The organism is Nitrobacter sp. TKz-YC02, assembly GCF_049852135.1.
Taxonomy (GTDB): Bacteria; Pseudomonadota; Alphaproteobacteria; order Rhizobiales; family Xanthobacteraceae; genus Nitrobacter; species Nitrobacter vulgaris.
Window position 1 is genome coordinate 3,711,574 of sequence record NZ_CP180728.1, and the last position, 13,683, is coordinate 3,725,256.

The following is a 13,683-nucleotide window of genomic DNA, read 5'->3' on the forward strand; positions in this document are numbered from 1 at the left end:
AGCCGAAACACGACAGACGCAATACAAAGCCGCCAGCCACGCGAGGCGTCCCATCGGATAAAGGATGCGTGCGGTTGACGCAAGCCGGAACGGCCCCGAACTGCCCCTCCAAGCCGTTGATTCATCCTGACAAACGTGGCGTCCTGCGGCTTCCATGCGGTCCCGTGCCCGCCACAGTTTTCAAGGACGCTCGATAATCAATGTTCGGCTTACCGCTCAATCGCCGAGAACAGGAGGAGAGATGCGCCGTCTGACGACCCGCGAGTTATTCGCGGGAGCGATGTTGCTGGCGATACTGGCTCCTTCTGCCGCTTACACGCGCGAGGGGGCGTCCAGCGCGCCATCACACCATGCAGAAACCACGCCTGCCGACCCACAGGACGGCGGCGACCGGCCTGCCGCAACCGCCGACGATCGCCGGCTGCCGCCGGATTCAACCACCAGGCATAAGCTCGTCCTACCGGGCCGGACGTTGGCCTTCGCCGCAACGGCGGGCACGATTCATATTTTTAACGACAAAGGCGAACCGCAAGCGGACATCGCCACCACAGCCTATCAACTTGACGGCGCCGACCCCCGCAGCCGCCCGGTGACCTTCGTTTTCAACGGTGGTCCCGGCGCCTCTTCGGCGTGGCTGCAATTCGGCAGCAACGGCCCCTGGCGCATCCCGATGGACCGCGCGATCGCTAGCCCTTCCATTCCAATGCCGCTGGAGCCGAACGCGGAAACCTGGCTCGACTTCACCGATCTCGTTTTCATCGATCCGTTGGGCACCGGCTACAGCCGCATGGTGGCGCACGGGGACGACGCACGAAAACGCTTCCTCACAGTCGATGGCGACGTGGACTCGATTGCTCTGGTGATCCGGCGCTGGCTGGAGAAAGCCGACCGGATGCAGTCGCCGAAATTCATCACCGGCGAAAGCTATGGCGGTATTCGTGGACCAAAGATCGCCCGTAACCTGCAGACCCGGCAGGGCGTCGCCGTCAAGGGGCTGATTCTGATTTCCCCGGCGCTTGACTTCGGCGACGTGCTGGGCGCGGGGTTGACCCGGTTCGTGGCAAGCCTGCCGAGCATGGCGGCGGTTGCACGGGAAAAGGAGAAGGACGGAACGCTGACCCGCGCGGACATGGCCGACGTTGAAGCCTATGCGCGGGGCGATTTCCTGACCGACCTTGTCAAGGGACAGGCCGATGCGGAAGCCACGCGGCGGCTTGCCGACCGCTTCGCGTTGCTGACGGGAATCGATCAGGCGGAGAGCCGCCGCCTCGCCGGGCGATTCGACGTCAGCGAATTCCGCCGCGCCTTCGACCGCAGCAGCGGCAAGGTAACCGGACGCTATGATGCCTCGGTGCTGGGGTTCGACCCCTACCCGGAATCAAGCGCCAGCGACTTCAACGACCCTTCGGAGGAACCGCTGCTATCCGCGCTGACATCGGCGGCGTTCGAACTCTATGCACACAAGCTGAACTGGCGGCCGGCGGGCTCCTATGAACTGCTCAGTCGCAGCGTCAACCGGGAATGGGATTTCGGCAAGAGCCGGTCGTCCGTCGAGTCGGTGTCGGACATCCGCGAACTGCTTGCTGCGGACGGAAAATTCAAGCTGCTTGTCGTGCATGGATTGTTTGATCTGGCGACACCATATCTCGCCTCCCAGATCCGCCTCGATCAATTGCCGACCTTCGGCTCGCGCGATCGGGTCAAGTTCGTGGTCTATCCCGGCGGCCACATGTTCTATTCGCACGACGGCTCGCGTCAGGCGCTGCGCGACGAGGTTCGCGCGCTGATGAAGTGATGAAACGCCGGGCTGACTCAGAGCGTTTTCTGGCGAAGTGGATACCGGCTTTGCGTGACGTGTCAGACCAAAATCATAGAGCACCGCTTCTGATTTTATCAGAAGCGGAAAGGCTCTAGCCGTAGATCCATCATGATCGAACTTCGGTCGGTCAGAAAGTCAGCACCTTGGCCTGCTTGACCTGCGGCAGCGCCTGCACCTTGGCGAGAACGTTCTCCGGCACGCTGCCGTCGACCTCGACCAGCGCGATGGCGTCGCCGCCTTGCTTGTTACGGCCGAGATTGAACGTCGCGATGTTGACGCCCGCGTCACCGAGCAGAGAGGCGAACTTGCCGATGAAGCCCGGCTTGTCCTCGTTGGTGACGTAGATCATCGACTTGCCGAACTCGGCATCGACGCGGATGCCCTTGACGTCGACGAGACGCGGCTGACCGTCGGCGTAAACCGTTCCCGACACCGAACGCTCCTGCCGTTCGGTTGCGACCGTTACCGTGATGAGGCTTTCATAATCGCTCTGCGCGGCGCGCACGACCTCGTCCACCACCATGCCGCGCTCTTTGGCGACGACCGGCGCGGACACGACGTTGACGTCGCCCAGCATCGGCCGCAGCAGGCCCGACAGCGCCGCCGAGGTCAGCGCCTTGATCTTCATTTCGGCAACGTGCCCCTCATAGGTGATGGTCACCTTTGAGATTCCGGTCTCCGTGAGCTGACCGGCGAACGAGCCGAGCTTTTCCGCAAGCTCGACAAACGGCTTCAGCTTCGGCGCTTCCTCCGCCGTGATCGAGGGAAAATTGATGGCGTTGGTGATCGCACCGGTGAGCAGATAGTCTGACATCTGCTCGGCAACCTGCAATGCCACGTTCTCCTGCGCTTCGGTGGTGGAAGCGCCGAGATGCGGCGTGCAGATCACGTTGGGATGGCCGAACAGCACGTTCTTGGTGGCAGGCTCCTCGACAAACACGTCGAAGGCCGCGCCGGCAACATGCTTGGAATTCAGCGCGTCGACCAACGCCTGCTCGTCCACCAGGCCGCCACGCGCACAGTTGACGATGCGCACGCCCTTCTTCATCTTGGCGATGGCGGCAGCGTCAATGACGTTACGAGTCTTGTCGGTCAGTGGCGTATGCAGCGTGATAAAGTCGGCGCGTGTAAACAGATCGTCGAGTTCGACCTTCTCCACGCCGAGATCCTTGGCCCGCTCCGGAGACAGGAACGGATCGAACGCAATCACCTTCATCTTTAGGCCGAGCGCGCGGTCGGCGGCGATCGAGCCGATGTTGCCGCAACCGATCACGCCCAGCGTCTTGCCGGTGATCTCGACGCCCATGAAGCGGTTCTTCTCCCACTTGCCGGCCTGGGTCGAGGCATCGGCGGCGGGAATTTCGCGCGCCAGCGCCAGCATCAGGGTGATCGCATGTTCGGCGGTCGTGATCGAGTTGCCGAACGGCGTGTTCATGACGATGACACCCTTGGCTGTCGCCGCCGGAATCTCGACGTTGTCGACGCCGATACCGGCGCGGCCGATCACCTTCAGCTTCTTGGCATTGGCGAGAATTTTCGCGGTCGCCTTGGTGGCGGAGCGGATGGCAAGGCCGTCATAGTTACCGATGATCTCGGCGAGCTTGTCCTTGTCCTTGCCGAGCGCAGGCTGAAAATCGACCTCGATGCCGCGATCCTTGAAGATCTGCACGGCGGCGGGGCTAAGCGCATCGGAAATGAGAACCTTGGGTTTGGTCATGATGTTGTCCTCTATCCTCCCCTTGAGGGAGAGGGTCGGCGCGCTGCGCCGGGGTGCGTTGTAAGACCGTTTCTTCCCTCTCCCCTTGTGGGAGCCGAGACGAGCGAAGTTCGCTCTTAGGGTGACGAAATCGAGTGAAACGAGATTGAGCGGGTGAGGGTTGAAGCGGCGACGGGAAACACCCCTCACCCGCTCTCCCTTCGTTCAGGCACCTCTCCCACAGGGGGAGAGGGAAACAAGGCATCGAGCCTAGAGACTACGCCGCCTTTGCAAGCGAGGCCTTGGCCTCGGCGAAGGCCCAATCAATCCATTGCGTCAGCAGTGCGACGTCGCTCGCCTCCACCGTGGCACCGCACCAGATGCGCAGACCCGGTGGCGCGTCGCGGTAGTACCCGAAATCGTAGCCCGCGCCTTCTTTCTCAATTGCACCAACGAGTTTCTTGGCGAAGTCGGCTTGCGATTCTGGCGGCAACGACGTGATCGTGGAGTCGACGACCTTCAGGCAGACCGATGTGTTGGACCGGATCGCCGGATCCTGGGCCAGAAAATCGATCCACGGCGTCTTCGCCACCCAATCACTCAACACCTTGGTGTTGGCGTCGGCTCGCGCAATCATGCCCTTGAGGCCGCCAACCGACTTGCCCCAGTTCAGCGCATCGAGATAATCCTCGACGCACAGCATCGACGGCGTGTTGATGGTCTCGCCAGCGAATATGCCGTCGATCAGCTTGCCGCCCTTGGTCATGCGGAAAATCTTCGGCATCGGCCACGGCGGAGTGTAGCTCTCAAGCCGCGCCACGGCGCGTGGGCTGAGAATCAGCATGCCATGCGCCGCCTCGCCGCCTAGCGCCTTCTGCCAGGAGAAGGTGACGACATCGAGCTTGGCCCAATCGAGCGGCTGCGCAAAAGCGGCTGACGTCGCATCACAGATCGTGAGACCTTCGCGCGTGGCGCTGATCCAATCCGCGTTCGGCACACGCACGCCGGAGGTCGTCCCGTTCCAGGTGAAAACGATATCTGAGGCCGGATCGACCTTGGCAAGATCGGGAAGCTCACCATAACCCGCGGTGAGCTTGGCGACATCCTTCAGCTTCAACTGCTTGAGGATATCCGTGATCCAGCCCTCGCCAAAAGACTCCCAGGCGATTGCTGTTACCGGACGCGCACCGAGTAACGACCACAAAGCCATCTCGACCGCGCCGGTATCGGACGCCGGCACGATGCCGATCTTGTAGTCAGCCGGAATTTCCAGAACCTCACGCGTCAGGTCGATGGCGAGCTTGAGCCTAGTCTTGCCGATCTTCGCGCGATGCGAACGGCCGAGGGCTGCGTCGTTGAGATTTTGGGGGGTCCAGCCGGGGCGCTTGGCGCATGGGCCGGAAGAGAAATGCGGCACGTTCGGCCGCGAAGCAGGCTTCGCAACGGTCATGATCTATCCTTCCAGATAGCAAGCCTCCCGTTGGGGGGAGGTGTCCCGCCGCTGTGGATATGGGAATCAGCCGATCCCGTCAAGAATATTCCCGGCAGTCACGCTGGATGACGAAATCAAACCACGATCAGAACCTGTAGCCCACACCAGCGCGCACTGTATTAACGACGGTATCCACCGGAGCCGTAAACCGCAGGAATTCCCATTCGGCACGCAAGAATAGACCATCGAAGATCATCATATCGATGCCGAGACCCGCGGCGTAGCCGTAGATAAAGTGTGCATTGGCGTTGTCGGACAAAGAGCCAGAGCCTGAAAGGTCGGGAAGCGGTGGAACCTGCGTACCAACATACTGATAGTACAGATTGTAACTTGCGTTGCGCTGGATATCAGCCCGCCCCATCGCCATCCCGACGAAGGCATACGGCAGGAAGCAGCCGAGCGAATATCCCCCGCGAAGCCGAACCGAACCAAAATCCGTGATTTGCATAGAGGCGCTCGATCGTACGAACCCCGACGTCAGATAATCGGTTGGGTAGTTGAACGATCGGCCCTGACTGCCACTCGAGGACCCAAAGAATTTACCGTGGATGTAGTTGGCCTCGACGCCGAAGACGACGTCCTCCATCTGCACATTATAACCTAGGAATCCACCAAATCCGCTATTGCGGTTTGAGGATGTTCCGCCCAACGGCCATGTCGAAAGATGATACTGTCCTTCGACATCGATGTTGTTCAGCAGTCGCTCCAGCAAATCTTTTCCGGAGTTCTTGAAGTCCATGTCAGCTGAACCGTAGCTCGCCTGTCCGCCGACATAAAAACCCTGCCACACCGTCCGCGCCGTGCTGAGGCTCGGTGGCTGTGATCCGCGCAAGAACGGAAGGTCGTCGGGCATATCGGCTGCGTATGCGCCCTGCGCCGCTCCGCAAATGACCGCCGCCAGCAGAAGTCTACGCATCGTGAACGCTCCATCGACCACAACTTGAGTGGTGTCGATTATCAGCTGTTAACCTTAACCAATCGTTGTTGCGCAGCGTGATTGTTCCATATTGATTGTCGACCGATCACCGACATGCCCGACTTCTCGCAGCAGCCGGGAATCGACCGCACGAAAGCAAAACGGCGCGGGAAAATTCCCGCGCCGTTAAGAACCGTTAAGAGGTGATCAGCCCTTCGTGACCAGCGGCGGCGGGGCATAGACCGGCGGTGTGTTGAAATACCAGCGCACACCGAGTTTCACGTCATGCGACGTGATGTCGTTAAACTGCATCGGAACGCCCCGCGTGAATCCGGTGTAATCGGAAACCGCGCCCGTCATTCCAGAACCGAGATTCACATAGCTGTAAGCCAGTTCAACCGTGAGGCCCGGATTGACCATGTAGGCCAAACCGCCGTGAAGCGCCCACGCGAAATTCCACCTCGACGCAGCCGGCGCGTTTGCGAAGCTTGGGAAGGCGCCGAAGCCAAATCCGTCATTGTTGACCATGCCGGTATCGGTGTAATTCGCGATCGTCACGCGCGCCGCGCCGACGCCTGCGCCGATGAATGGCGTAACGCCCCACCAGGTACCGAGATCGGCATAGCCATTCGCCAATACAAGCCATTCCGATTTGGTGGCGTTGTAGTTGTTGATACCATTTCCGACGACGCCGCCGCCTGCGGGATAGGTCAGAAGATCGGTGCCTTTGAAATTCGAATTACCGCGATACTGGCCTGTGAAATCGCCGCGGAACCAGTTGTTGAACTGATAGCCGACACCGACGCCGTAGATGCCGGCGGCATCGAAAGCGGTCGTCTGTTGCAACGACAGCAGTTGCGCGTTGCGGCCGTCCGCCATCGCAATGTTATTCACACGCTGGTTGCTGAATCCGATGTCGCCTCGCAGATACCAGCCGCCGAAACCCACGACCGGCGGGGCGTAATAGGGCGGAGGCGCGATGGGCAGGTCAGCGGCGAATGCGGCAGATGATAATAGTGATGCCGCTCCGGCGGCTACGAGCAATTTTACACCACGCATCGGCTTCGTCCCTTTGTGCCGTGAGGCAAGTGCGGCCCCACTCCAATTCGGAGGAACGATGACACCAAATCCTTAAGAGCCGCTTAACCCTAATTTTTAAGGTTGATTTTCGGTAAGTTTATTCTGGCGTGAACGGCGCCGCGAACCATCATGATGGATGCTGCCACACGAGTCCGTGGACGAGCGATCCTACGGCGGCGACTACGAGTGCTGGATTTTCGGCATCTTCGGCAGGAACATCGCCAGCAGGCCTATAGCCGGCAGGAACGCACAGGCTTGATAGACAAACTCGATACCCTTGGCATCCGCGACCTCGCCCAGCAGCGCGGCACCAAGTCCCGCCGCGCCGAATGCAAAGCCGAAAAACATGCCTGAGATCATGCCGAGACGGTGCGGCATCAGTTCCTGCGCAAACACAATGATCGCAGGCATCGCGGATGAGAGGATAATACCGATGACCACCGTCAGCACCACTGTGCCAGCAAGATTTGCAAACGGCAGCAATAGCGTGAATGGCAGCACCCCGAGGATCGACAGCCAGATCACATAGCGGCGTCCGAAGCGATCGCCGATCGGACCGCCGAAATACGTGCCTATGGCAACCGCGCCGAGAAACACGAACAGCAAAAGCTGGGCTGTCTGCGTCGAGACGTGAAACTTCTCGATCAGATAGAAGGTGTAATAACTCGTCAGACTCGACATGTAGATGTATTTCGAGAACACCAGCACGATCAGAATCGTCAGTGCGAGCGCCGTCCGCGCGGGCGCCGGTGCCTCCGACGACCGGCGCGGCGAGGCGCTCTCGTGCGGCGAGATCCGCAGCTTGTACCATCGACCGATTTGAAACAGGACGACGATCGCGATGAATGCGATCGACGAAAACCACGCGATGCTGGGCTGCCCGAACGGCACGATGATCAGAGCCGCCAGGAGCGGCCCCATCGCCGAACCGAAATTCCCGCCGACCTGAAAAACCGATTGCGCGAAGCCATAACGACCGCCGGACGCCATTCGCGCGATACGCGCGGACTCCGGATGGAACACAGCAGAGCCAAGGCCGATCAGTGCAGCGGAAACAAGGATCATTCCGTAGACATGAGCAACACTCAGCAGCAGCAAGCCCACGAAAGTAAAGCCCATGCCGACGGCAAGTGAGAACGGCTGGGCTTTCTTGTCGGTGACATAGCCGACTACGGGTTGCAGCAGCGACGCGGTCACCTGAAACGCCAGCGTGATCATTCCAATCTGAGCAAAGTCGAGCGCGTAGTTTTCCTTCAGGATTGGATAAACCGAGGGGATCAGCGACTGCATGGTGTCGTTGAGAAAATGCGAAAAGCTGATGCCGCCGAGCACCAGATAGGCGGGACCTGCAGCGGCGGCCTTATCCGTGATCCTGGAAACCACGACCGGCGCAACCAGCGTTTCCTCGGAGATGACAGGCTTGTCCACGGACGGCTTTCCGGTTGTTACAACCGGAGCCTGTTACGACGCGGGCGCCCGGCCGTCCACCAATCGTTATAGCTGGGATGCATCAGGATATTCGCCAACGCGGCCCGACGGCTCAAGGTTCTGGTTGCGGTTTCACGCCGCCGCCGGGTTTCCCAATGCAGAAACGATCGTGTCCACGACTTCCTCGACCAAGATACGGTCATCGCCCTCACCCATGACGCGAATGACAGGCTCGGTTCCCGAAGAACGGACTAACAGACGACCATGGCCGTTGAGACGCTTCTCGCCCGCTGTAATGGCCGACTTCACCTCCGCGCGATCCAACGGCTTGCCGTTGCGATAACGGAAGTTCTTCAATATCTGCGGAAGCGGCTCGAACTTGTGGCACACTTCGGAGACCGGGCGTCCCAGCTTCTGGACAACGGCAAGCACCTGAAGCGCAGACACGAATCCGTCTCCAGTGGTCGCATAGTCCGACAAGATGATGTGCCCTGATTGTTCGCCGCCGAGATTGTAGCCATGCTTTAGCATCTGCTCGAGCACGTAGCGGTCGCCGACAGGTGTCCGCACCATCGACAACTCGCGATCCTTCAGGAATCGCTCAAGGCCGAGATTGGACATCACGGTAGCGACAATCCCCGGCTTGGTCAGCCGGCCGTCTTCCTTCCAGCTTTCCGCGATCACAGCGAGAAGCTGATCGCCGTCGACCACATGGCCGCGCTCGTCGACGATGATGACGCGGTCGGCGTCTCCGTCGAGCGCGATGCCGATATCGGCGCGCATCTCGCGGACCTTGCGGCACAGCGCCTCCGGCGCGGTGGAGCCGCATTCCTTATTGATATTGAAGCCATCGGGCTCGACGCCGATCGGAATGACGTCCGCGCCCAGTTCCCACAGCGCCTCCGGCACCACCTTGTAGGCTGCGCCATGGGCGCAATCGACCACGACCCGCAGCCCCTCGAGGCTAAGTTCGCGGGGCAGCGTACGCTTGGCGAATTCGATGTAACGATCGTGCACGCCGTCGATACGACGGGCGCGGCCAAGGTTCCCGCTCTGCGCGAGTTTCTTGTCGAGGTTTTCATCGAGCAACTGCTCGATCTTCTTTTCGACCTCGTCGGACAGCTTGAAGCCGCGCGGGCCGAACATTTTGATGCCGTTGTCCTCGAAAAGGTTGTGCGAAGCTGAAATCATGACGCCGAGGTCAGCACGCATGGATTTGGTCAGCATCGCTACTGCCGGCGTCGGCATCGGACCGAGCAGGAGCACATCCATGCCAACCGACGTAAAACCCGCGACCAGCGCGTATTCGATCATATAGCCGGAGAGACGCGTATCCTTGCCGATCACGACGCGATGACGGTACTCGCCGCGCTGGAACACCAACCCAGCGGCCTGTCCGACTTTCATCGCCAGTTCAGGCGTGATCAAGCCGTTAGCCCGGCCGCGAATGCCGTCGGTTCCAAAATATTTGCGGCTCATTTTCCCCCCATGACCCGCCCTTTGCTCACCGCTACGCTTGGGGCCGGCTCAGCGAATCGTTGGACGTCGAGCATATCGCAAGGCCGCTTATAACGCCCCAAAAGATAAACCCACTTCAAAAAATATAATAAACCGTTACCGGAATTGTGGGGGAAATGGCCGGATCTTATTTTCTGGCATGTCAGGACGAGGCAGCCACCCCTGCCTTCGTCCTCTCAATGCAAGCGCCTCTAATGGCTACGATCCGATTGATCCTTGGCGGGTTTTTCTTTGGCGGGTTTTTCAGGAGCCGGCTGGGTGACGCTCAACGGGTCCGAACCGGGAAACGACTCTTTCAGAGCGCGATCGAGTTCCTTGTCCAGTTCTTCCTTGGTTTTTTGGTTCCGGTCGTTCGTCTCACCGTCATGTCGCGCCATAGCTTTCTCCCGGTGTGGGCAGCTAATGTAACGCCATTATGTAAGCGTCGGTTCCGGCGAATGTGGAATTCAAGTCCAGCTTGCTGCGGCGCCTGACCCTTCGCAGCCCGCCAAAACGCCGAAGGCGCGCGCCGGACCGGCGGTCAGCCCCAACCTAACGCCAGCGAGATGCGGTAGGTGACGAACGCCGCCAGATAAGCCATCGACAGCATGTAGAAGAATGTGATCATCACCCAGCGCCATCCGCCGGTCTCGCGCTTGATAACGGCGAGCGTTGAGGCGCATTGCGGCGCAAAGACATACCAGGCGAGGAAGGCCAGCGCGGTCGCGAGACTCCATTTCCCGGCCAGCATGTGACCGATCTGTTCCGCCGCCTCGTTACCTCCTTCAATCGCATAGACGGTGCCAAGCGAAGCCACCGCCACCTCGCGCGCAGCCATGCCGGGAATAAGCGCAACGCTGATCTGCCAGTTGAACCCGATCGGCGCGAGCACAGGTTCGATCCAGCGGCCGATCATGGCTGCAAGGCTGAAATCGATCGCAGGCTCGGTGGCGCCAGCCGGCGGACGGGGGAACGACGCCAGGAACCAGATCAGAACCATCATGGAAAAAATCGTGGTGCCGGCGCGCTTCAGAAATGCCATCGCGCGCTGGTAGAGATTCATCAGCACGCTGCGCAGTTGCGGCAACTTGTAATCCGGCAGTTCCAGCATGAAGGGCGGCGTCGCGCTATCACGCCAGAAGAAGTGGTTGGCCACGAATGACACCGCGAGCGCGCTGAAGATCCCGACCGCATAGAGCCCAAACATCACGAGCCCCTGCAATCCGAGAATGCCGAGCACCGGCCGGTTTGGCACGAACGCCGCGATGATCAGCGTATAAACCGGGATGCGCGCCGAGCATGTCATCAGCGGCGCGACCATGATCGTGGTCAGCCTGTCGCGCTTGTTATCGATCACGCGCGTCGCCATGATGCCCGGGATCGCGCAGGCGAAGCTCGACAATAGCGGGATAAAAGCGCGGCCGTGCAGTCCGGCGCCGCCCATGATGCGGTCCATCAGGAACGCCGCACGCGCCATATAGCCAAGGTCTTCGAGCAGCAAAATAAACAGAAACAGAATGAGGATTTGCGGCAGGAACACGATGACGCTGCCGACGCCGGAAATGATGCCGTTCTGGATGAAACTCTGCAGCAATCCTTCCGGCAGCACAATCGCCGAAAAGGCGCCGAGCGCATCGAAGCCGCCGGAGATCAATTCCATCGCCGGTTGGGCCCAGGCGAACACGGCCTGAAACACCACGAACAGAAGCAGGAGCAGCGCGATCATGCCCGACACCGGATGCAGCAGCACTGCGTCCACGCGCGTGGTCCATGTATCGGGCTTAGCCGGCTCGCTGACCGCAGCGCCGATCACGCGATCAGCCTCGCGCTGCGCCGCGCGAAGATCTGATACGCCCGGCGTGGTCCAGTCGCTCCCGACGATGGCACCTGCCGGCTTGCCGGCGATGTCGTCAATCCTGTGCAGGAGATCGTCAATGCCGCCTCGCCGCACGGCGGTCGATGTGACGACCGGCACCTCAAGTTCGGCGGAAAGCTTGTCGAGATCAATGCCGACGCCGCGACGCCGCGCGATGTCGATCATGTTCAGCACCAGAAGCATCGGCCGGTGAACACGCTTCAATTCGATCACCAGGCGCAACGCCACACGAAGATTGGTGGCGTCGGCGACGCAGAGCAAAAAGTCCGGCGGGCTTTCGCTCGCAAGTTTGCCGAGAATGACGTCGCGGGTAATGTCCTCGTCCGGACTGCGGCCCCGCAATGAATAGGTCCCCGGCAGGTCGATCAGATCGACCCGGTGGCCGGATGCCGTGCGCAAAACCCCGGACTTCCGCTCCACGGTGACGCCAGCGTAGTTGGCCACCTTCTGCCGGCTGCCGGTGAGCGCATTGAACAAGGCGGTCTTGCCGCTGTTCGGCGTCCCAACCAGAGCGATACGCCAGTCATTCACATCGATTGCGGTCATGCGATGGTTTTCGCTAGCTGGCCGTGATCGCCGACCATGACCGCCATGGCTTCGCGCCGGCGCAGCGCGATCGTTGTGCCGTTAACCCGGACCGCTATCGGATCCCGGCCAATCGGCCCTTCATGCAGGACCTGAACCGACGCGCCCTCGACGATGCCAAACTCAAGAAGACGCCGCTCGATCTCCATTGCGGACACTCCCAGGTGGTCGCCGTCAACCATGATGGCGGTCACCCGCCCACGAAAGCCGCGCCGAGCGAGGCCAAGCGGCGTGGTTTCCATAGCTTCAGGGATACGGGGATCGAGACTGGACATGACGTTCGCTTTGGATCAAGCGCTCCCGGGGGTCAAGACAAAGAGAGGCGATTGCGGCAAAATGGAACAATTGAAAATACCGGGCCAATCGTAAATCTCAAGTCGCGGGATGAGGGACCCGGAGATCGGCCTCGACCAGCGTGCGTAAATCCTGCGTCACCACGGGACGCTCTCCGAACCACAGCTCGAATCCGCGTACGGCCTGATGCAGTAGCATCCCGAGGCCGTCTGCGGTCCTGAGGCCCCGCGCCCTCGCCGCAGCCAGCAATGGCGTTTCCAGAGGAACATAGACCAGATCGGCGACCACCGCATCCCGCGGCAGCAGCGGCAGCTCGATGTCCAGTGGCGGCTGCCCGTTCATGCCGAGCGAGGTTGTATTCACGAGCAGACCAGTGCGCGGCAGCACGTCGCCAAGCGTGTTCCAAGCCGCTGGCATAACCGTGGGTCCGAATTGATCCGCAAGCACTTGCGCCCTTTCCATCGTACGGTTGACGAGATGGATGCGCTTGATCCCGCGTTCGATCAGACCGAAAACCACGGCCCGCGACGACCCGCCGGCGCCAAGTACCAGCGCATCCTCGATGCGATCCCAGCCCGGCGCGACGGCATCCAGATTGCCGATGAAACCCTCGACGTCCGTATTGGTGGACCGCAGGATAGCGCCATCATAATAGAGGGTGTTGGCTGCGCCGACGGCTCTCGCGCGCTCGTCTGGCTCCGTCAATTGCAACGCCCGCTCCTTGTGCGGGATTGTGACATTGGCGCCCACGAAGCCGTGCGTCGAAAGATGCATGACGAATTCGGCGAATCCTTCGGGCGGAATCGCTTCGATGCTGTAGCCGCCCGTTATGCCGTGCACGCGCAGCCAATAATGATGGATCAGCGGCGAGCGTGAATGCGCCGCAGGCCATCCGATCAGGCAGGCGGCCCGGCCTGTTATCCCGGCTGTCATCATGAATCCCGTCGTGTGACGCGCCGACCATCAGGCGGCACCCGATGAAATCATGCAAGCTGACCCG

General features: G+C 60.6%; 11 protein-coding genes. 1 reads left to right on the forward strand and 10 read right to left on the reverse strand.

Going from position 1 to position 13,683, the window contains the following annotated elements; genetic code table 11:
• Nucleotides 1-241: 241 nt before the first annotated feature.
• On the forward strand, nt 242-1,795 hold the full coding sequence (locus ACM561_RS17865) for a S10 family peptidase (protein WP_425906854.1): 1,554 nt from the start codon (nt 242-244) through the stop codon (nt 1,793-1,795).
• Between the two features lie 151 nt (nt 1,796-1,946).
• On the opposite strand, the gene serA is transcribed toward ACM561_RS17865, so the two are convergent.
• The 10 genes from serA to ACM561_RS17915 all read right to left on the reverse strand — a co-directional run bounded on the left by serA (nt 1,947) and on the right by ACM561_RS17915 (nt 13,619).
• Nucleotides 1,947-3,536, reverse strand: a complete 1,590-nt coding sequence (serA, locus tag ACM561_RS17870; protein WP_425906856.1) for a phosphoglycerate dehydrogenase — start codon at nt 3,534-3,536, stop codon at nt 1,947-1,949.
• Nucleotides 3,537-3,792: 256 nt separating this feature from the next.
• Nucleotides 3,793-4,965, reverse strand: coding sequence for a phosphoserine transaminase (locus ACM561_RS17875; protein WP_425906858.1), 1,173 nt, complete (start codon nt 4,963-4,965; stop codon nt 3,793-3,795).
• Nucleotides 4,966-5,092: 127 nt separating this feature from the next.
• Nucleotides 5,093-5,923, reverse strand: coding sequence for an outer membrane protein (locus ACM561_RS17880; protein WP_425906859.1), 831 nt, complete (start codon nt 5,921-5,923; stop codon nt 5,093-5,095).
• 207 nt (nt 5,924-6,130) lie between these two features.
• Nucleotides 6,131-6,982: an outer membrane protein gene (locus ACM561_RS17885; protein ID WP_425906861.1), complete on the reverse strand. Its 852-nt coding sequence runs from the start codon at nt 6,980-6,982 to the stop codon at nt 6,131-6,133.
• Nucleotides 6,983-7,183: 201 nt separating this feature from the next.
• Nucleotides 7,184-8,431, reverse strand: coding sequence for an MFS transporter (locus tag ACM561_RS17890; RefSeq protein ID WP_425906862.1), 1,248 nt, complete (start codon nt 8,429-8,431; stop codon nt 7,184-7,186).
• A 132-nt stretch (nt 8,432-8,563) separates the two neighbouring features.
• Nucleotides 8,564-9,910 (reverse strand): phosphoglucosamine mutase, encoded by a 1,347-nt coding sequence (gene glmM / locus ACM561_RS17895; protein ID WP_425906864.1) that lies wholly within the window; start codon nt 9,908-9,910, stop codon nt 8,564-8,566.
• Nucleotides 9,911-10,140: 230 nt separating this feature from the next.
• Complete coding sequence (locus tag ACM561_RS17900) at nt 10,141-10,326, reverse strand: hypothetical protein (protein WP_425906866.1); 186 nt, start codon at nt 10,324-10,326, stop codon at nt 10,141-10,143.
• Nucleotides 10,327-10,469: 143 nt separating this feature from the next.
• Nucleotides 10,470-12,350 (reverse strand): ferrous iron transporter B, encoded by a 1,881-nt coding sequence (gene feoB / locus ACM561_RS17905; protein ID WP_425906868.1) that lies wholly within the window; start codon nt 12,348-12,350, stop codon nt 10,470-10,472.
• On the reverse strand, nt 12,347-12,664 hold the full coding sequence (locus ACM561_RS17910) for a FeoA family protein (protein ID WP_425906870.1): 318 nt from the start codon (nt 12,662-12,664) through the stop codon (nt 12,347-12,349). The genes feoB and ACM561_RS17910 overlap by 4 nt, the downstream gene beginning before the upstream one ends.
• Before the next feature lie 97 nt (nt 12,665-12,761).
• Nucleotides 12,762-13,619 carry a shikimate dehydrogenase gene (locus ACM561_RS17915; protein ID WP_425906872.1) on the reverse strand — a complete coding sequence of 286 codons (858 nt, stop codon included), beginning with the start codon at nt 13,617-13,619 and terminating at the stop codon, nt 12,762-12,764.
• Nucleotides 13,620-13,683: the final 64 nt, after the last annotated feature.